At 61.3% G+C, this 17629-nt stretch carries 19 protein-coding genes; 9 read left to right on the top strand and 10 right to left on the bottom strand.

Features of this window, described 5'->3' with window-relative positions:
• The first annotated feature begins 100 nt into the window (after positions 1 to 100).
• The 3 genes from EN804_RS12215 to EN804_RS12205 all read left to right on the top strand — a co-directional run bounded on the left by EN804_RS12215 (position 101) and on the right by EN804_RS12205 (position 3509).
• On the top strand, positions 101 to 2254 hold the full coding sequence (locus EN804_RS12215; protein ID WP_127280683.1) for a penicillin-binding protein 1A: 2154 nt from the start codon (positions 101 to 103) through the stop codon (positions 2252 to 2254).
• Positions 2255 to 2362: 108 nt separating this feature from the next.
• A complete protein-coding gene (locus EN804_RS12210) occupies positions 2363 to 2947 on the top strand; it encodes a DUF1214 domain-containing protein (RefSeq protein ID WP_135919535.1) in 585 nt (194 codons plus the stop codon).
• Entirely contained in the window at positions 2940 to 3509 is a 570-nt protein-coding gene (locus tag EN804_RS12205; RefSeq protein WP_127277827.1) for a DUF1254 domain-containing protein, read from the top strand. Before EN804_RS12210 ends, EN804_RS12205 begins: the two co-directional genes overlap by 8 nt.
• Positions 3510 to 3567: 58 nt before the next feature.
• Here EN804_RS12205 and EN804_RS12200 read toward each other — a convergent pair whose 3' ends face one another.
• On the bottom strand, positions 3568 to 3753 hold the full coding sequence (locus tag EN804_RS12200; protein ID WP_127277826.1) for a hypothetical protein: 186 nt from the start codon (positions 3751 to 3753) through the stop codon (positions 3568 to 3570).
• Positions 3754 to 4007: 254 nt separating this feature from the next.
• Positions 4008 to 4913, bottom strand: coding sequence for a hypothetical protein (locus EN804_RS12195; RefSeq protein ID WP_135919533.1), 906 nt, complete (start codon positions 4911 to 4913; stop codon positions 4008 to 4010).
• Between the two features lie 325 nt (positions 4914 to 5238).
• On the opposite strand from EN804_RS12195, the gene EN804_RS12190 reads away from it, so the two are divergent.
• Positions 5239 to 6264 carry a hypothetical protein gene (locus EN804_RS12190; RefSeq protein ID WP_189524505.1) on the top strand — a complete coding sequence of 342 codons (1026 nt, stop codon included), beginning with the start codon at positions 5239 to 5241 and terminating at the stop codon, positions 6262 to 6264.
• Here the strand turns inward: EN804_RS12190 and EN804_RS12185 are convergent.
• The 3 genes from EN804_RS12185 to EN804_RS12175 all read right to left on the bottom strand — a co-directional run bounded on the left by EN804_RS12185 (position 6242) and on the right by EN804_RS12175 (position 9204).
• Complete coding sequence (locus EN804_RS12185; protein WP_135919530.1) at positions 6242 to 6589, bottom strand: DUF1491 family protein; 348 nt, start codon at positions 6587 to 6589, stop codon at positions 6242 to 6244. The two genes, EN804_RS12190 and EN804_RS12185, sit on opposite strands and share 23 nt — an antisense overlap.
• 70 nt (positions 6590 to 6659) lie before the next feature.
• Positions 6660 to 7478: a peptidoglycan-binding protein gene (locus tag EN804_RS12180; protein WP_135919528.1), complete on the bottom strand. Its 819-nt coding sequence runs from the start codon at positions 7476 to 7478 to the stop codon at positions 6660 to 6662.
• The gene (locus EN804_RS12175; RefSeq protein ID WP_135919526.1) at positions 7453 to 9204 is read right to left on the bottom strand and encodes a HAMP domain-containing sensor histidine kinase; all 1752 of its coding nucleotides are present in this window, start codon (positions 9202 to 9204) and stop codon (positions 7453 to 7455) included. Before EN804_RS12175 ends, EN804_RS12180 begins: the two co-directional genes overlap by 26 nt.
• A 534-nt stretch (positions 9205 to 9738) precedes the next feature.
• Between EN804_RS12175 and EN804_RS12165 the strand changes: the two genes are divergently transcribed.
• Positions 9739 to 10089 carry a DUF5330 domain-containing protein gene (locus tag EN804_RS12165; protein WP_127277820.1) on the top strand — a complete coding sequence of 117 codons (351 nt, stop codon included), beginning with the start codon at positions 9739 to 9741 and terminating at the stop codon, positions 10087 to 10089.
• 100 nt (positions 10090 to 10189) lie between these two features.
• Positions 10190 to 10618, top strand: a complete 429-nt coding sequence (locus tag EN804_RS12160; protein ID WP_127277819.1) for a SufE family protein — start codon at positions 10190 to 10192, stop codon at positions 10616 to 10618.
• A gap of 98 nt (positions 10619 to 10716) precedes the next feature.
• Here EN804_RS12160 and EN804_RS12155 read toward each other — a convergent pair whose 3' ends face one another.
• On the bottom strand, positions 10717 to 11142 hold the full coding sequence (locus EN804_RS12155) for a MucR family transcriptional regulator (protein ID WP_027143963.1): 426 nt from the start codon (positions 11140 to 11142) through the stop codon (positions 10717 to 10719).
• A gap of 410 nt (positions 11143 to 11552) precedes the next feature.
• Positions 11553 to 11921, bottom strand: coding sequence for an SH3 domain-containing protein (locus tag EN804_RS12150; protein ID WP_135919521.1), 369 nt, complete (start codon positions 11919 to 11921; stop codon positions 11553 to 11555).
• A gap of 114 nt (positions 11922 to 12035) precedes the next feature.
• Here EN804_RS12150 and EN804_RS12145 point away from each other — a divergent pair, with 114 nt between their 5' ends.
• The 3 genes from EN804_RS12145 to EN804_RS12135 all read left to right on the top strand — a co-directional run bounded on the left by EN804_RS12145 (position 12036) and on the right by EN804_RS12135 (position 15335).
• Positions 12036 to 14135, top strand: coding sequence for a S9 family peptidase (locus tag EN804_RS12145; RefSeq protein WP_135919519.1), 2100 nt, complete (start codon positions 12036 to 12038; stop codon positions 14133 to 14135).
• A gap of 19 nt (positions 14136 to 14154) precedes the next feature.
• Positions 14155 to 14781: a LysE family translocator gene (locus EN804_RS12140; RefSeq protein ID WP_135883403.1), complete on the top strand. Its 627-nt coding sequence runs from the start codon at positions 14155 to 14157 to the stop codon at positions 14779 to 14781.
• A gap of 152 nt (positions 14782 to 14933) precedes the next feature.
• A complete protein-coding gene (locus tag EN804_RS12135) occupies positions 14934 to 15335 on the top strand; it encodes an SET domain-containing protein-lysine N-methyltransferase (RefSeq protein ID WP_127277815.1) in 402 nt (133 codons plus the stop codon).
• On the opposite strand, the gene EN804_RS12130 is transcribed toward EN804_RS12135, so the two are convergent.
• The 3 genes from EN804_RS12130 to EN804_RS12120 all read right to left on the bottom strand — a co-directional run bounded on the left by EN804_RS12130 (position 15332) and on the right by EN804_RS12120 (position 17487).
• On the bottom strand, positions 15332 to 16282 hold the full coding sequence (locus EN804_RS12130) for a cytochrome c (RefSeq protein WP_135919858.1): 951 nt from the start codon (positions 16280 to 16282) through the stop codon (positions 15332 to 15334). The genes EN804_RS12135 and EN804_RS12130 overlap by 4 nt on opposite strands.
• Before the next feature lie 9 nt (positions 16283 to 16291).
• Positions 16292 to 16729: a cytochrome c gene (locus EN804_RS12125; protein ID WP_135883404.1), complete on the bottom strand. Its 438-nt coding sequence runs from the start codon at positions 16727 to 16729 to the stop codon at positions 16292 to 16294.
• A 161-nt stretch (positions 16730 to 16890) separates the two neighbouring features.
• Positions 16891 to 17487 carry a superoxide dismutase gene (locus tag EN804_RS12120; protein ID WP_135883405.1) on the bottom strand — a complete coding sequence of 199 codons (597 nt, stop codon included), beginning with the start codon at positions 17485 to 17487 and terminating at the stop codon, positions 16891 to 16893.
• Between the last annotated feature and the right edge of the window lie 142 nt (positions 17488 to 17629).

Genomic DNA, 17629 nt, shown 5'->3' with positions numbered 1-17629 from the left:
TGGGTGTCGGCAAAATGGATGAATAGTCGGAACAGGGCACCGCCCTGAAATTGCCCGCTTGCGGTTTTCAGGTCGCGCCAGAGCCGAGCCGGGTTTTAGAATGGTCAACCCTGAACCGCGCAAGAGAAGAGGTCCGATCGCCTCCCGCCTTCTGGCGCTGGACGCGTGGCTCGATTCCTCGCTCTATGAGATCGGGTTCAAGGCGCGCGAGTTCTGGGAGGCCGCGACGATCTTCTCGCGGCGCTTCCGTCTCAAGGGCTGGCGCCGTGGCTTCATCGAACTGTTGAGCGAAGGTTTTACACTCGGCGCCGGCGGCATGGTGGTGATGCTGGCGCTGGCGATACCCGCTTTCCAGGACACCACCGGCGACTGGCGTGCCCAGGGCGACTTCGCGGTCACCTTCCTGGACCGTTACGGCAACGAGATCGGCCAGCGCGGCATCATCCAGCGCGATTCAGTGCCGGTCGACGAGATGCCCGACCACGTCATCAAGGCGGTGCTCGCCACCGAGGATCGACGCTTTTTCGACCATTACGGCATCGACGTGCTCGGCCTTTCCAGGGCGATCTTCGAGAATGTGCGGGCAAACTCGGTCGTCCAGGGCGGCTCCAGCATCACCCAGCAGCTGGCCAAGAACCTGTTCCTGACCAATGAGCGCACGTTCGAGCGCAAGATCAAGGAAGCCTTCCTGTCGCTGTGGCTGGAGGCCAATCTGTCGAAGAAGGAAATCCTGCAGCTCTATCTCGACCGCGCCTATATGGGCGGCGGCACGTTCGGCATCGAGGCGGCGGCGGATTTCTATTTCGGCAAGAGCGTCAAGGACCTGAACCTTGCCGAAGCGGCGATGCTCGCCGGCCTGTTCAAGGCCCCGACCAAATACGCGCCGCATATCAACCTGCCAGCGGCACGCGCGCGCGCCAATGTGGTGCTGTCCAACCTCGTCGATTCCGGCTTCATGACCGAAGGCCAGGTGCTGCAGGCCAGGCTGCATCCGGCCGACGTCGTCGACCGCGGCGAACAGAAGAGCCCCGACTACTATCTCGACTGGGCCTTCGACGAGGTGAAGAAGATCGCCAAGCCCGGCCAGCACTCGCTGGTCGCCCATACCACCTTCGACGCCAACATCCAGAAGGCGGCGGAAGAGTCCGTCGAGTTCCACCTGCGCCAGTTCGGCAAGGAGTACAACGTCACCGAAGGCGCGGTGGTGGTCATCGAGACCAATGGCGCGGTGCGGGCGATCGTCGGCGGCCGCGATTACGGCGCCAGCCAGTTCAACCGTGCCACCAAGGCACTGCGGCAGACCGGCTCGTCGTTCAAGCCCTATGTCTACGCCACGGCGATGGAACACGGCTTCACGCCGAACTCGATCATCTCGGGTGGGCCGATCAGCTGGGGCAACTGGTCACCGCACAATTACAGTGGCGAGTCGGCGGGTAACATCACCCTGATCATGGCGATGGCCAAGTCGATCAACACCGTGCCGGTGCGACTGGCGAAGGACCATCTCGGAATCGCGCCGATCAAGGCATTGGCGGAATCGTTTGGCGTGGAGTCGCCGCTCGAAGGGCACAAGACGATGGTGCTCGGCACCTCGGGCATGACCGTGATGGACCAGGCGACTGGCTACAGCGTCTTTGCCCAGAACGGCTTCGTCGGCTCCAGGCACGGCATCACCCAGCTCGTCACCCGCACCGGCGACGTGGTGTATGACTGGACCAAGGACGCGCCGCCACCGCATCGCGTGCTCTCCGAGCAGGCGCTGAAATCCATGAACACCATGCTGGCGGCCGTGCCAGTGATGGGCACGGCGCGGCGGGCACAAATTCCCAACATCGTCGTCGCCGGCAAGACCGGCACGACACAATCCTACCGCGATGCCTGGTTCGTGGGTTTCACCGGCAACTACACGGCGGCCGTGTGGCTGGGCAATGACGATTTCACCCCGACCAAGAACATGACCGGCGGCTCGCTGCCGGCGATGGTGTGGCAGCGGCTGATGGTCTATGCGCACCAGAACATCGACCTGAAGCCGATCCCCGGTATCGACAAACCCTTCGTCGACGAGGAGATCGCGGCCAAGGCCGCCGAGGCGCAGAAGAAGAGCGAGGAGCAGGCAGCGGCCGACGCCGCCGCCGAGCGGCCGCCGGTGCTGTCCAGCCGAACCACGCAGACGCTGCGGGACATGAGCCAACTGTTCCAGATGGCGCCCAAACTCGAGGCCCCCACTCCACCCGAGACGCTTTCGGCCCTGTGACATCCGCCCGGTGAGACAAGACCGACAGGCAAAACCATCACGCCGGCTTGCCACAGGGCCCTGCGCCGCGATATCCCCGAACGGCAATCCTCGCGCACCCGGCCCTTAATGCTCAAGAATGCTTTCCTGATGCTGATCTCGCTTGCCATAGCTGTTGGCGGGGGCGGTGCCAGCGTCTGGTATGCGCTGAAGATCCAGGACGGCGTCGGCGCGATCAGGATCGGCCAGTGGACCGCCTTCCCCGACATCGGCACACCGGCCGCGGATCCCTATTCCAAGGCGCGCGTGGCGCGCGAGGGCGTGCTGGCGCTCGGCCGCGCCGAAGGCCTGTCCTTCGTGGCGGAAAATGATGCCGCCGGCGACCAGCTCAAGCGGGAATGCACCTACAGGATCGAGGGGGGATTTCCAACAGCCCGGTTCTGGACGCTTTATGCCGCCGATCAATCGCTCGGCGTCGTCGAGACCGGAAAATCGCGGCTTGCGGCACTTCAGTCCTACGAGGTGCTGCGCCAACCGGACAATTCCGTGACCATTTCCGTCGGCCATCACCCGATGCCGGGCAACTGGCTTCTGACCGACGGTTCTGGAAGGATGTACTTCGTCCTGACCTTCTATGACACGCCAATCGCCAGCAGCACCGGCCTGTCGGACGTTTCGCTGCCCAGGATCGTCAAGGCAGGCTGCGATGCGTAGTTTGCGTGCCGCACTGCGCAGGCTTCTGCATGCCATCCTGCTCGGCCTCGTCGGCGCCGGCATCGTCCACATTATCGTCCTGCTTCTGGTGCCGGAATTTTCGGAACGTGATGCCTGGTCGCGTCTCTCCCTGGCGTCGGATCTCTACAGGATGAATCGGCTCGACGCCGAAGCGGGCGGTGCGCCGGTGGTGAAGTCGGTCGACCCGCTGTTCTATGCCACGGCCTGCCGCTTCGACCTCGAGGAGGGAATGGTGCGGATCAAGGCACCAGGAAACGTCCCCTTCTGGTCGGTGTCGGTCTATGACCGCAGCGGTCACAATGTCTATTCCTTCAACGACCATACGGCGACGGGCGGCAAGCTGGATGCAGTCGTGCTGACGCCGGCGCAGATGATCGACGTGCGCAAGGACCTGCCCGAAGACCTGCAGGGAGCGATTTTTGTCGAGGCGCCCATCGACGAAGGCATCTTCGTCATCCGCAGCTTCGTGCCCGACGAGAGCTGGAAGCCGATCGTGTCGCGCTTTCTCGATCAAAGTTCCTGCGAGCTGCAGGATTTCTAGGCCGCCGACCAGAGGTCCAGAGCTGAAGGGCTGGCGGACCAGGCCACAGCCTTAAGGCTTAGTGATGCGGCACCGGCGTCCGTGGCGATCCCGGCTTGTCCGGGCCTGCGGGCCGCGCTTCGCCGGTGTTGGGCCGCTCATAGCGGATGCCGGGAAATATGATCACGGCCGCCGGTATCTCGGTGGTTTGCTTGGCTCGATTGGTCGGTGCCGCACGCGGCACGAAAGACAGTACCATGCCCATGGTTCGCGCATTCCTCTCGGTTTCCCCGGAGCACAACGCAACGCCTCCAAATATCATTAAGGCCGGCAGAGGGTTAATGGAGCGTTTACCTAGCACCCTGAAATGTCATTAAAATTCTCTGTAATGCGCTGAACGTTCAAAACGGGAACCTAAACGCTCCCTCTCCCAGTCCGGTTGGTCCCATATCAGCCAGACCTTTTTGTTTTCAGCCTCCCTAAACATTCCATTACCGCGTGACTGGCTTGGGTCGAGCGCTACGTTTCAGGATCTTTGGGAGGAGTAGCCACTTTCTTTTTGCGGCTGCAGAAATCCTTGATCATTTCCCATTTCGTCGGTTCGGAAGCAAAGCCTTTATGCCATTGCTCATATTCCTTCGGATCTGGGAGTAATGCCTGCACCTCTGGCGCGGAATAGTCAGCTTTGGCAACTTTCGGCAACCGCCAGAAAATGTGATGCCGATATTTCCTGCGAACCCCTTGGCCGTGCTTAGTCAGGGCCTCTGCCAACTCTCTGCAGAAATGGATGCAATCGTTGCAATAGCTCTCAATCGCAAAAAGCGTCTGTTTGTATTTCTCATCAGCACCACCTTCGAACGGAATGCCGAGATAGCGGATCAGGATTTCATCGTCTGGCCTTGCAGGCCCTTCATACCATTTCGTTATCATGTCGTTTCTGGACGCCGTCGATGTGTTGAGCGCGTCGATCGCAGTACTCACCGCGATCGCGAGCGACAGCGTTTTCGTATCGAGCGTGAGTTTTTCAAAGACGATGCTTTCCAACCGATCCATCGGAACTTTTGAGATCGGCAGTGTATGCAAGTCTGCCTGAAACAGAAATTTCTCCTGTTGCTCGCCCTCCTTCGCTGCCTGCCGTTTCGCCATAAACTCCTCGAACTGGTTTTCCATTTCGCGGAACCGGACCAGCATCCCAATCAAATGCTGCTTCTTCAGCGCCATAAAGCTGTTTCCGATTGAGAAACACAGGGCTTGCGCGGCATTCGTGGCTCTCAACGTTGCCACTACCTCGCGACGCTGATCTCGACGGAAGATCGCAATCTGCGCGCCCCAGGCACCAGCGAACGAGGCCGCTACGCCAACAATCGCGGTACTGACGTTTTGGCTGGAATTCAGGTAATGCCAAAGGCTTGTAAGCTGACTCATTTGCCCCCCTCACCGCTACGATTCTCGCCTGTTGCGATAGGTAATGACCAAGGGGCGGCTTGACCAGAGACAGGAATTTGTTCTTATTTTGTTCTCATGACTCACGATCCAATCGACACGCTGGGAAAGGCGACCCGGCACAATATGCTCGTTAAATCGCTAAGACGGATGCTTGGTAGAACAAGGGCTTAGGTTAACGGAGCGCTAACGGATCGCCGCTAACTTGATCTTTGTTCCCCAGGTCGGAGTTCCGGCCGAGACAATCGCCCAACCGGCACGGTCCCGGTTGGGCATGTGCAAGCTCGTGTTGTCAGGCGTATCCTTCGTGTCATCTTCGGATTTCAGGCAAATCGCGATCAGGACGGAATCGGGAAAAGCCGAAAGGTTGTTCCGCGCCGCCGTGTCGGCGTTCTGTTCACTGACGCGCCCGTCGCGCCGCGAGATCGGCCAGCTCGAGGACCTGACCCTGCCGCTGTTCGACGATGTGTCCGTCGAATCGCGACGCTACGTGGCAGCCGCCCTTTCCGAATGCGAATATGCACCCGCGGCCCTGGTGCGGCGCCTCTGCGAGGAACCGGTCGACATCGCCGCTCCGCTGCTCATCCGCTCACGCGCCGTCAGCGATATTGACCTGATCGCGCTGATTGGCCGGCATGGGCTGCCGCATGCGCGCGCCATAGCGCGGCGCAAGGAGCTGAACCCGACGATCGCCGATCTGATCAGGGCGCTTGAAAGACCGACGCTGGTGCGAGTGCGGGATCCGGAAGCAGCCCCGGCGCAAGGCCTTGCCGTGAAGACGCAGGCGACGGCGGACAGCGCCGAAACCCCACAGGCGCCCGGCGTTGCCGCCGAGAACGCGCGGCGCAGGCTGCGCTCAATGATGCACACCGGCGACGAAGCCTTGGCCGCGAAGGTCGATGCGTTCCCAGGTGCGGATACCTATGTCAAACTGCGCGAGACGGCACTGACCGGAAACGCCGCCTTCTTCCAGACCGCGCTAGCGGACGCCCTCGACATTGATTTCTCGATCGCGCAATCGCTGATCGCCAACCAGAACTATGCGCCGCTGCTTGCGGCGCTGCGTTCGCTCGACTTCAGCGAGGACCGGGCATTCCTGATCACGGTTGCCGTCTATCCCGGCCTGTTCCCGCATCCGCAGGCCATCCGCACCTATCTCGACCGTTACCGCCTGCTGCATCGCGATGCGGCCCTGGAGACGGTGCGGGGATGGAAAGCCGAAACCCTGTCGAAGGCGGGTCGCAACGTTTCGCCGACGAACGGCGACAGCCGCAAGGACTCGAACGGCGACGAAGCCGACGCCCCCGGCCTCAGGGCGTCTTCACGGAAATAAGCTCCTCGACGGGAACGCTCCCGGCCTCGATCTCGACCACCCAGATGTCGGGATCGAATTTTTTCTCGCGCTCAAGTCTCGCATCCAGCACGGCGGCATCATCGCCGGTGGCGAGAAGGCTGAAAAAACGGTCCTCGGGCTTGGCCGAATCGTAGCTTGTCTGCGGTGCCGGCCCGTAGAGAGCCGTTTCACCCATCCTGCCCCGCGCCAGGATGAACACAGCCCCGGCCTCGATCGCACCGCGATTGACCACGGCGGCAAATCCGCCAGCGCTGAAAACCCGGCGCAACAGGGCCGACACCCACAGATCAGCGGTTACACGCATGGAAGACTCCCGACGACATGCGGGCTCTCTATCGAAATTTCCCATGCAGGGCGAGCCGTCGTTTCGGCCGTCAGTTGGTCAGGCCGATCTCGCGCATCTTGACGTAGACGATCTCGTCGGGCTCGCCGGTCTGCGGCAGTCCGAACAGCGACTGGAATTCCTTGATCGCCGCCTTGGTGCGTGCACCGACGACGCCATCCAGTTGCATGTCGTCATTGCCGAAGGCCTTGAGCCCGGCCTGGATCTTGACGATGCGGGGATCGGGTCCTTCGGTGGAGGCCGGGGCGGAACTCGCCTGCCCGGAATTCGTCTGCCCAGAATTCGTCTGCCCAGAATTCGTCTGCAACGACACGGGAACGGCGGCCGACGGCATGGCGGGACGAGGCTGCGGTTTGGGCACGGCGGCGGTCTTCGGCGTTGCCCCCAGCTGGTCCAGCAGCAGCGCGTCGATCTCGCCCGAGGCGTTCAGCCCGACCTTCTGCTGATAGGCCTGTATGGCCTTGCGCGTGTTGGGGCCGGAAATGCCGTCGACGGTGCCGGAATAGAAATCGAGATCCTTCAATATGCCCTGCACCTGCTCGACCACCGGATCGCCCTTGATCGGGGCGGGCGCAGCGTTGGGCCGCACGATGTTGATCGTCGTCTCCGGCTCGTCGGCTGCGTGCGGAAAGCCCTGGAAATTGCGTGTGGCGAAAAATGCTCCGGCGTGCGGGAAAGGCTGATACCACAGTGCATTCGCCGAGACGTAGAACAGCGTCACCAGGAATGCGGTCGATCCTCCCACCAGGACGGGATTGCGCGAAATCATGCCGCCGACGGCGATGGCGCCGTCCTGAAAGGCGTTGCTGCGGCGTTTGACCGCCTTAGGCTGTTTTGCGGAGCGAGCCATTTCCGTCCCCTTTCGCCCTCGTCACCGGCATCGTCAGCACTCCGGTTTGGTTGGCGGGGCGTCCCTTCGGCCCGCTGACCGGCAGGCTGATGGTCACCGTGGTGCCCTCGCCCGGCATGCTTTCGATCGACATGGTCCCTTCATGCAAGGCGACCAGCCCCTTCACCAGGGAAAGGCCAAGACCCGTCCCCTCGAAACGGCGGGTATAATCGTTCTGGATCTGCATGAAGGGCTTGCCGAGATTGGCGAAATCCTCCTCGGCGATGCCGATGCCGGTGTCCCTGACCCAGAAATGCAGACGTGAGCCGATCCGCTTGGCGCCGACGACGACGTCGCCGCCGTCGGGCGTGAACTTGATCGCGTTGGAAACGAGGTTGATGAGCATCTGCTGTACGGCGCGGCGATCGGCGTTGATATCGCCTGCGTCAGGGGCGATCTGCGTCCGCAGGTCGATATTCTTGGCCTGCGCCTGCAGCCGCATCATCGACTGGCACATGTCCACGGCTTCCACGAACCGGAACGGCTCCGGTTCGGTGGCGTAGACGCCCGATTCGATCCTCGATACGTCGAGTATGGATGTCACGACTGCCAGCAAATGCTGGCCCGAATCCCGCACGAGGCCGACATATTCCTTCTGGCGCGGGTCCTTGAAGGCGCCGAACATCTCGTGCAGCAGCATATCGGAGAAGCCGATGATGGCGTTCAACGGCGTGCGCAGTTCATGGCTCACCACTGCCAGGAACCTGCCCTTGGCCACTTCGGCGGCCGCCGCCGTCTCATTGGCTTGCGCCAGTTCTTCGCGCAGCCGCGCTGTCTCGTCATTCTCGCGCAGGACAAGCGTGAAGACGTCGCTTTGTTCCTCGCCGCGCACCAGTTCGAGCGCGAATGGCTGATAGTTGTCGGCCACAAACCCATTTCCGTTCTGGGTGCCATTGCCACTCTGGGGCAGCCTGATGCGCAATTCGAGACGGCGCGACAGTGCGCCGTCTCGCATGTCGGCCAGGGCGCTGAGATAGGCGACACGGTCCGACAGGTGGACGCGGTCGAAGAGGCCCGTTCCGGACAACAGTTCAGGCGGCAATTTCAGAAGCGTACGCGCCTTGGCGGACGCATCCACGACTTCGCCGTGGCGGGCGATCCGCAAGACCACCGCGTCGATGATGTCTTCCAATCGGTCCCCTGTATCGACCGTATCGGTCGCGCCGGCGGTACCGCGAAAAGCCGATATGCGCGGGATGAGGGTCAGCGCCCAGGCCAATGGCACCAGCCAGTGCCAGGCGGCGATGTGCGCGTCCGCGAATGGAAGGAAGGCGGCCGACAGGGACTGAATGGCGATGGCGATGGCGGCCGAGGCGCCCCCCCACAATGCCGCACGCCGCGACGCGCCGATCCACCAGGCTTCGAATGGCAGCGCCAGGGCAAGCATGGCGACAGGTGAACTCAATCCGCCTGCGGCACCGATGAGACCGCCAAGGGCAATCGCCGCCATCGCCAGCGCGATCGGTCCCGCGGCGGCCATCTTGCCGGTCGCGGCCACCAGGAGGGCGACGAACCAGCACAGACCGAAGGCGGCGAAAATGGCGGCCATGGTCACGGCGGCCCCCATGCCCGATGTAACCAGCGTGACCGCGGCACCCGCTGCAAAGAACGGCGCGGCCAGCATCACGCCTATGAAACGGCGCTGGCGCTCGCGGTCGCTGCGCCCGAGAACGCTGGGATGAACCATGCGTTCACAACCGGCCGCCATTGCGCCAGGCAATTCAGCGTATCTGGCCTCGATCGGCATCAACTCAACGCACTCGCACTCGTCGGGAACAGCTCTGCTTTTGCAGATTGTCTTGATTGGCTTTGAAACTCGCATCCAGCGTTTAAGGAATGGATAAGGCAGGGCCGACCAAGGCCGGCCCTGCGGCAAATATCGGGATGACGGCCACCGAAAATCCGGGCAAATGCAGCCATAGTAAACGGAGGGTTATTCGCGAACGCCCCCCATCAGCGGCCAAGCGGCAGGAACGGGATCGCCTTGATTTGCGAAAAATGTCATATAAACAAATAGATAGATGGTTATCGGATGGTAACGATAATCGTCCCGATATGAAACAAATCGACAGCAAAAACGCTTCGTTTCGAATTTGCCTAAAATTTGAGGAAAATTCTCGGCGATCATGCAAGCCGTCTTTCGTCCCTGTGTGCCAATATCCTGCCCATAAAAGAGGTCATGCCATATGATGCATGATCCGGTCACGACGAGAGGCAAGGCATGTTCTTCCTGATAAGAATGGCTTTCTGGTTTTCACTTGTGCTGCTGGCGCTGCCGCTGGGCGTCGGGTCCGATGAAACGGGCCAGGAAAGCGTCGGGCCGATCCAGGCCCTGTTCGCGGCGCGCGACGCCGTCGGCGACATCGCCGGAATCTGCGAACGCAAGCCCGATGTCTGCGAAACCGGCAAGTCGGCGATGCACACCATCACCGCACGCGCCAAGGAGACCGCCAAGATCGCGGCCGCGATGCTGGACGACAAGTCCGCCGGCCCCGACACCTCGACAATGACGGGCAGCGTGCCGGACGAAATCGTCCTGCCCCAGACGGTCAACCTGCCGATAAAGAATTAAGCCGTCTCGACGGCGCACCGCGGATCGTTTGCCCTCTCGACGCCCGCGGTGTCCTTGTTTTTTCCGTGACGCGGCGCCGCCGCGTGACTATATCCGGGTCATGACGACCACGATCCAGACGATCCGCGACGACTTCTCGTTCCTCGAGGAATGGGAGGACCGCTATCGTTACGTCATCGAGCTCGGCGAAGCGCTGCCTCCCTTCCCCGATGCGGAGCGCAACGCCGCCAACAAGGTGCCGGGTTGCGTCAGCCAGGTCTGGCTGACCACCGAACGGGGTTCGGGCGCCGATCCCGTCATCACCTTCACGGGCGATTCGGACGCCCATATCGTGCGCGGACTGGTCGCGATCATGTTGGCGCTGTTTTCCGGAAAAACAGCCAGCGAAATCCAGAAAACCGACGCTGAAGCAACGCTGAAGGCACTCGGCCTCGACGAGCACCTGTCCCCCCAGCGCGCCAACGGCCTTCGCTCGATGGTCAAGCGCATCAAGCGCGACGCCGAGATGGCGCTCGCGCAGACTGCCTGACAGGCTTCTTCACACCTTTCCTGGAATTGCTCTGGCCCTCAAAATCAAACGGCGCCCGAAGGCGCCGTCCGATTTCAGGTCCAATCCGGCAGTATCGGCTACCGCGCCTTGCGCTTGCGGCCGAGGCCCATCTTCTTGGCAAGCTGCGAGCGGGCCGCCGCGTAGTTCGGGGCAACCATCGGATAGCTTGGGTCCAGGTTCCACTTTTCGCGATACTGATCGGGCGTCAGATCGTAGTGGGTCATCAGGTGACGCTTGAGCGACTTGAACTTCTTGCCGTCTTCAAGACAGACAATGTAGTCGTCGTGAACCGAGCGCTTCGGGTTGACAGCCGGCTTCTGCTTGTCCGCAGGCGGCTGTTCGACGGTACCGCCCACACGCCCAAGAGCGGCGTGGACATCGGATATCAGGTTCGGCAGTTCGCCGACCGGCACGGGATTGTTGCTGACATAGGCAGCCACCACATCGGCGGTGAGCTCGATCAGCGCATCATTGTTTCTGGAAGGTGTTTCGACAATATCCATGGTCTTCAGGCCCCAACAAGAGTTACGTCGGTCTGCGCCCTTTTTTACAAGCAGGGCATTGCACGAATTTTTTGCAGATAGAGCATCCGCGATTCGTGTCACGGGGACATCAATGCGACCACACGTCAAGTAAGTCAATTCGCTCTTTGCATTATATTTAGGAATGTTGATCAACTATTCCGGGATCAGCTTCAATCTTTCGTGCACCATGTAATTTTTCGATATTTCGGTCGCCAAACGGACAAAGGCTGACGTTGGGTCAGCTAATCGTTACATTCGCGATAACTCACAAAACAAGCTTCAATGCTCCGGTTTGCTTGACGAGCACACCGGCAAGCTTGGTTGTTCACACCTGTCCACAAAACCACAGGTTGCCAAACCATTCCCCGGTCAAGCAGGCCACTCCGGGGTCAAAACGGCACGATGTATCCGCCATAGGCCCAGCCGGTGACGAAGACGCCGTTCCTGGCGGGGTCATGCCAGACTTCGCACCAGCGATAGCGAACCGTCTGCTGCTCTTTCCATGCCGCCTGGCCGGCAATATCGAGCAGATCCATGCCGCCAGTGCATCGTCCGGTCATCTGCAGGACGGTCCCGTTCGGGTATGCGGCCTGCTTCTGGGAGATGCCCGACGGATATTTGCGCACATTGAGCGTATCGCCGAACGACACATTGGCCACTTGCCAAGCTGCGAATACGGTCGCATGAGACTGGCCGGCAAAGATCAGAGTCAACGAAGCGACGGCGAAGACCGCGGCAATACGAGACCGAATAGTCATCTTCTCTCCTCCCGACCATCTCAGGGCCCGACACCACCTCTACGCAACAGCTCTTGAACCCGCGCTGATCTGCGCGTTCATACATCGTTCAAGATATTTCCAGAGCGAGACGCAATGACCAGGACTTCCCGATTTCCGACCGTCAACCCGCCTGCGCCCGAAAAAAGGCCGGTCTCGGATACGCATCACGGCATCACGCGAACCGATGACTATGCCTGGCTGCGGGCGGATAACTGGCAGGAGATGTTCAGGGACCCTTCCTTGCTCGATCCTGGGATCCGCGCCGAACTCGAAGCCGAGAATGCCTACCAGTCGGCGCTGATGGCCGACACGTCGGATCTGCAAAAGCAGCTTTTCAAGGAAATGAAGGGCCGCATCAAGGAAGACGATTCTTCCGTTCCCATGAAGGACGGGCCTTACGCCTATGGGTCTTCCTTCAAGCTTGGCGGCGAGCAGCCGCGCTATTTCCGCATGCCGCGCGACGGCGGGCCGGAGCAGATCCTGCTCGACGGCGACGCCGAGGCCGAGGGCAAGGCCTATTTCCGGCTTGGCGGCGTCGATCATTCGGCCGATCATCGCAAGCTGCTGTGGGCCTTCGACGACAAGGGGTCCGAATTCTACACGCTGCGTGTGCGCGACCTTGCCGATGGCAGGGAACTCGCGGACCAGATTCCCGCCACCGGCGGTTCGGGCGTCTGGGACGCGGGCAATGACGGGTTCTTCTATACGCGCCTCGATCCAAACCACCGGCCGTCGAAAGTGCTGTTCCACGCCCTGGGCCAAAATCCTGAAAACGACCGCCTGATCTATGAGGAAACCGACCCCGGCTTCTTCATGAACGTCGACGGGACCCGCAACAATCAATGGGTCATGATCGGCATCAACGATCACGAGACTTCGGAATATCGCCTGTTGAGCGCCAGCGATCCGTTTGCCGAGCCGAAGCTGGTGTCGGCGCGCGAGACCGGCCTTCAGTATGAGCTGGAGGAAGGCGGCGACATATTCTTCATCCTGACCAATGCGGACGGTGCCAAGGACTTCAAGATCATGACGGCGCCGGCGAGCGATCCTGTTCGCGCCAACTGGCAGGACCTGGTGCCGCATGAACCGGGCCGGCTGATCCTGTCGGTGATCGGCTTCAAGGACCACATGGTCCGGCTCGAGCGCAAGGAAGGCCTGCCGCGTATCGTCGTGCGTGACCGCACCAGCGGCGAAGAGCATCTGATCTTCTTCGACGAGGAAGCCTTCTCGCTCGGCCTTTCAGGGTCCCTGGAATACGACACCGAGATGATGCGCTTTTCCTACTCGTCGATGACGACGCCGTCGCAGATGTTCGACTACAACATGCGCACCCGTGAGCGGGTGCTGCTCAAGACCCAGGAAGTGCCGTCCGGCCACGATCCGCATCAATACGTCACGAGGCGGCTGATGGCGCCCGCGGCCGATGGCGAACTGGTGCCGATCTCGCTTCTGCACCACCGCGACACGCCGCTGGACGGCTCCGCGCCCTGCCTGCTCTACGGTTATGGCTCCTATGGCATTGCCGTGCCGGCCGCCTTCAATACCAACTGGTTCTCACTCGTCGACCGCGGCCTAGTCTTTGCCATTGCCCATGTCCGCGGCGGCAAGGACAAGGGTTATGGCTGGTACGATGACGGCAAGCGGGCACAGAAGATGAACACCTTCACCGATTTCATCGCCTGCGCCCGTCACCTCGTTGCCGAGCGCTATACCGCGCATGACCGCATCGTCGCGCAGGGCGGCTCGGCCGGCGGGATGCTGATGGGCGCCATCGCCAACATGGCGCCGGATTGCTTCGGCGGCATCGTGGCCGAGGTTCCGTTCGTCGACGTGCTTACCACCATGCTCGACGCGACGCTGCCGCTGACCCCGCCGGAATGGCCGGAATGGGGCAATCCGATTGCATCGGCCGACGACTACCGGACGATCGCCGCCTATTCGCCCTACGACAATGTCGCCGCGCTCGGCTACCCGCCGATCCTGGCGCTCGCCGGTCTTACCGATCCGCGCGTCACCTATTGGGAGCCGGCCAAGTGGGTGGCGCGGCTGCGTGACCGCAAGAGCGGCGATAATCCGGTGCTGTTCAAAATCAACATGGATTCCGGCCATGCCGGTGCCTCCGGCCGGTTTTCGCGCCTGGAGGAGATCGCCTATATCTATGCCTTCACGCTGAAGGTGACGGACAAGGCATAGCTTACGGAGGAACGCCGCGGTGATCGATCTGTCCATATTGATAGCCTATATCGCAGTTGTGTTCGGCTTCGTCTTCATTCCGGGTCCGGCCACATTGTTGACGATCGCGCGCGCGACGAGTTCGGGAACGAGGGTCGGGATCGCCACCGGCGCCGGGATCGCGGCCGGCGATGTGTTTCATACCGTCATGGCGATGATCGGCATCTCGGCGATCATCGCCACATCGGCGACGCTGTTCAGCCTCGTGAAGTATATCGGCGCGGCCTACCTCGTTTACCTCGGCATTCGCGCCATCATCGAGAAAGCGCCGACCGATCCGACCGCCGGCGCGCTTGCAATCTCCGCCGGCAAGGCGTTTCGACAGGCTGTCCTGGCCGAGGTGCTCAACCCCAAGACCGCGCTTTTCTTCCTCGCTTTCCTGCCTCAGTTCGTGCGGCCCGAAAACGGATCGGCGATGGTTCAGTTGGCCGTATTGGGGATCATCTTCGTCGTGCTGGGTCTATTCAGCACGGTTGTGTTCGCGGTGAGCGCGGGGCGGCTCGGCAGTTTCCTGCGCCGAAATCCGACAGTGCTGAAATGGCAGGGCAAGGTTGTCGGCGGCATCTATTGCGCGCTCGGTGTCCGCCTGGCCTTGCAACAGCGCTGAGGTCAGGCAGCCACGCGTCTGCCGGCAGGCATGATGATCATGACTTTTTGAATTCCGCGCGGCTCATTTCCGCTCGCAATTGCGACGCTCGCGCGTTACCCAAAGCACGACTTTTCCGGGCCACGAAGCCCACACTCGCACAAGGGTCCATCATGCTGCTCGTCGACGTCTATCTCGACAAATCGCCGATCCAGGGCATCGGCGTGTTTGCCAAGCACCACATTGCCAAGGGCACGCTGGTCTGGAAGCTCGACCCCCGGTTCGACCGGATCATCGACGTCGAGACCTATGAGGGCGAGACCGGGCCAGTGAAGAACTATCTCGACCGCTATTCCTACCCCGACCGGCGCGATCCGGCCTATATCGTCTTCGAAGCCGACGACGCCCGCTACATGAACCATGACGACGAGCCGAATTGCGATGTCTCGTCGCCCGAGGAAACCTACGCCTTGCGCGACATCGCGCCCGGCGAGGAGATGACCTGCAACTACAACCATTTCTTCGAAACGGGGTTCGATTTCCTCGGCGATCGACACCTGCAGTCCGAAGACTAGTTCGTGCTTTTCTTGCGCGGCGGATAGCCGTTGGGATGCGGCGGTACCGCCTTGAGATAGGCGGCAATCGCCGCACGGTCGTCCGCCGTCAGCTCGGCCATGTTGCGCTGCACATCGACCATCGCGCCGCCAGCGGAATCGAAATCCGGCGTGAACCCGGTTTCGAGGTAGTTGGCAATGTCGGCTTCCGACCAGTTGGTGATGCCACTCCCACCCGAAGTGATGTTCGGCACGACGCCCGAGCCCTCGGCTGCCACAGCACCGGCCAGCCATTCGCTTTTCCTGATGCCGCCAGCCAAGTCGCGGGGCGTATGGCATTCGCCGCAATGACCTGGTCCTTCGACCAGATAGCGGCCTGCCATCACGGGTTCCGGCGTGCCGCCAGGCAGCGGAATGACAGGCTGGTCGCTGAGATAGAGGCGCTTCCATAGGCCAATGCCGCGCCGGATGTTGAACGGGAACGCCAGCGAATTGCCCGGCGTCTTGCCGGCGACGGCGGGAAGCGTCTTCAGGAAGGCATAGAGATCGGCAATGTCGGAAGGTTTCATGCGCGCGTAGGACGCGTAGGGAAACGCCGGATACAAATGATGACCCGAGGGCGATACGCCTTTCAACATGGCGTTGGCGAGATCCTCGGCCGACCATGCGCCGATGCCGTCCTTGGGGTCTTGCGAAATATTGGGCGGAACGAAGGTGCCGAACGGCGTCTTGAGTTCAAGGCCACCCACGAGCTGAAGCCGTGCATCGCCCTGCGACCCAGGTTTCGCATGGCAGGAGGTGCAGCCGCCTGCATAAAAAATCCGCTTGCCCCGGGCAGCATCACCGGGGCCGAGTTGCGCCAGCGCCGCTGCATCAAGCTTGACCGGCGCCGACAGCAGCCAACCGGCTGCCGCGCCGGCGACGCCCAGAACGAGGGCCGCGCCGACGAGCTTCTTCAGCCATGCCATATCAGGCAATCAGCCCTTCTTGACCCTGTAGCTCTGATGGCAGGCGCCGCAATTCGACCCAAGAACGCCGACTTGCGCTTTGAGCGCATCGACATCGCCAGGAGCCGCCGCGACCGCGGCCTTGACGTCGGAGAGATACTTATCCTCGGCCGCCTTGAAGCCGGCCATGTCTTCCCAGATCTTTGGGGCCGCCGTGGTGTCGCCGGCATCGCTGCCCTTCGGGAACAAGGCCTCTACGTCGAATTTCTCGGCATTTGCCTGCACTGCCTGCAGCTGCGTCAGCACCGCGGCGGCATCAAAGGGTTCCTCGCCCTTGACCACTTTCGCCAGACCGCCAACGATCTTTCCGCGTTCCTTCATCAGAGCCTGCCGGTCGAGGATCGGATCGGCAAAGGCCGCCGACGCGGCGAGTGCGAGCATGGAGATGGCGATGACAAGCTTTCTCATTCATTTGGCTCCGTGATGAAGGCATTCAGGACAGGACGTTAACGGACGTGGCGGGAGGAATATTCCCTTCTCGCGGCATGAATTTTGTATGACCTTTGCTTGTGCGGCACCTCGTTACAAAAAAGAAAAGCCCCGTCTTGCGGGGCTTTTCTGGAGGCCTGTCAGGCTTTTTCGTAGAGTTCGAGAACGTGATCCCAGTTGACCAGGCTGTCGACGAAGGCCTCGAGATATTTCGGCCGGGCGTTGCGGTAGTCGATGTAATAGGAGTGTTCCCAGACGTCGACGCCGAGGATCGGCGATGCGCCATGAACGAGCGGGTTTTCACCGTTTGGCGTCTTCGAGATCGCCAGCTTGCCGTCCTTGACCGAAACCCATGCCCAGCCCGAACCGAACTGCGTCGTGCCGGCGGCGATGAAGTCGGCCTTGAACTTGTCATAGCCGCCAAGATCGCTGTCGAAAGCCTTCTGCAGCGCGCCAGGGAGCTTGTTGCCGCCGCCGCCCTTCTTCATCCACTTCCAGAAATGGATGTGGTTGTAGTGCTGGGCGGCATTGTTGAAGAGACCGGCGTTCTTGCCGAACGACTGCTTGACCACCTCTTCGACGGAAAGATCGCCAAGGCCGGCTTCGGCGGCGAGCTTGTTGCCGTTGTCGACATAGGCCTTGTGATGCTTGTCGTGGTGATACTCCAGCGTCTCTTTCGACATATAGGGCTGCAAGGCCTCATAGTCGTAGGGCAGAGCGGGCAATTCGAAAGCCATGGGTAGTACTCCCTCGTGGAAAAATCCGGTGTGGATACCGGAGTAAGATAGGTCGGGATTGAGTTGGAACAACTCCGGAAGTGAAGCGCCGGTTCCCTTTCTAAGCGGGTTCCCGGGAACTGTCACACGCTTTTCCCGCCGC

Source organism: Mesorhizobium sp. M8A.F.Ca.ET.161.01.1.1, assembly GCF_004792105.1.
Classification (GTDB): Bacteria; Pseudomonadota; Alphaproteobacteria; order Rhizobiales; family Rhizobiaceae; genus Mesorhizobium.
This window is presented reverse-complemented; position numbering and strand designations above follow the sequence as displayed.

Coding starts and splice junctions, on each gene's coding strand:
- EN804_RS12215 (WP_127280683.1), top strand. CDS start 101: ATGGTCAACCCTGAACCGCGCAAGAGAAGAGGTCCGATCGCCTCCCGC.
- EN804_RS12200 (WP_127277826.1), bottom strand. CDS start 3,753: ATGGGCATGGTACTGTCTTTCGTGCCGCGTGCGGCACCGACCAATCGA.
- EN804_RS12175 (WP_135919526.1), bottom strand. CDS start 9,204: ATGGTTCATCCCAGCGTTCTCGGGCGCAGCGACCGCGAGCGCCAGCGC.
- EN804_RS12155 (WP_027143963.1), bottom strand. CDS start 11,142: ATGGATATTGTCGAAACACCTTCCAGAAACAATGATGCGCTGATCGAG.
- EN804_RS12165 (WP_127277820.1), top strand. CDS start 9,739: ATGTTCTTCCTGATAAGAATGGCTTTCTGGTTTTCACTTGTGCTGCTG.
- EN804_RS12145 (WP_135919519.1), top strand. CDS start 12,036: ATGACCAGGACTTCCCGATTTCCGACCGTCAACCCGCCTGCGCCCGAA.
- EN804_RS12205 (WP_127277827.1), top strand. CDS start 2,940: ATGCGTAGTTTGCGTGCCGCACTGCGCAGGCTTCTGCATGCCATCCTG.
- EN804_RS12125 (WP_135883404.1), bottom strand. CDS start 16,729: ATGAGAAAGCTTGTCATCGCCATCTCCATGCTCGCACTCGCCGCGTCG.
- EN804_RS12185 (WP_135919530.1), bottom strand. CDS start 6,589: ATGCGTGTAACCGCTGATCTGTGGGTGTCGGCCCTGTTGCGCCGGGTT.
- EN804_RS12180 (WP_135919528.1), bottom strand. CDS start 7,478: ATGGCTCGCTCCGCAAAACAGCCTAAGGCGGTCAAACGCCGCAGCAAC.
- EN804_RS12210 (WP_135919535.1), top strand. CDS start 2,363: ATGCTCAAGAATGCTTTCCTGATGCTGATCTCGCTTGCCATAGCTGTT.
- EN804_RS12195 (WP_135919533.1), bottom strand. CDS start 4,913: ATGAGTCAGCTTACAAGCCTTTGGCATTACCTGAATTCCAGCCAAAAC.
- EN804_RS12120 (WP_135883405.1), bottom strand. CDS start 17,487: ATGGCTTTCGAATTGCCCGCTCTGCCCTACGACTATGAGGCCTTGCAG.
- EN804_RS12130 (WP_135919858.1), bottom strand. CDS start 16,282: ATGGCATGGCTGAAGAAGCTCGTCGGCGCGGCCCTCGTTCTGGGCGTC.
- EN804_RS12135 (WP_127277815.1), top strand. CDS start 14,934: ATGCTGCTCGTCGACGTCTATCTCGACAAATCGCCGATCCAGGGCATC.
- EN804_RS12150 (WP_135919521.1), bottom strand. CDS start 11,921: ATGACTATTCGGTCTCGTATTGCCGCGGTCTTCGCCGTCGCTTCGTTG.
- EN804_RS12160 (WP_127277819.1), top strand. CDS start 10,190: ATGACGACCACGATCCAGACGATCCGCGACGACTTCTCGTTCCTCGAG.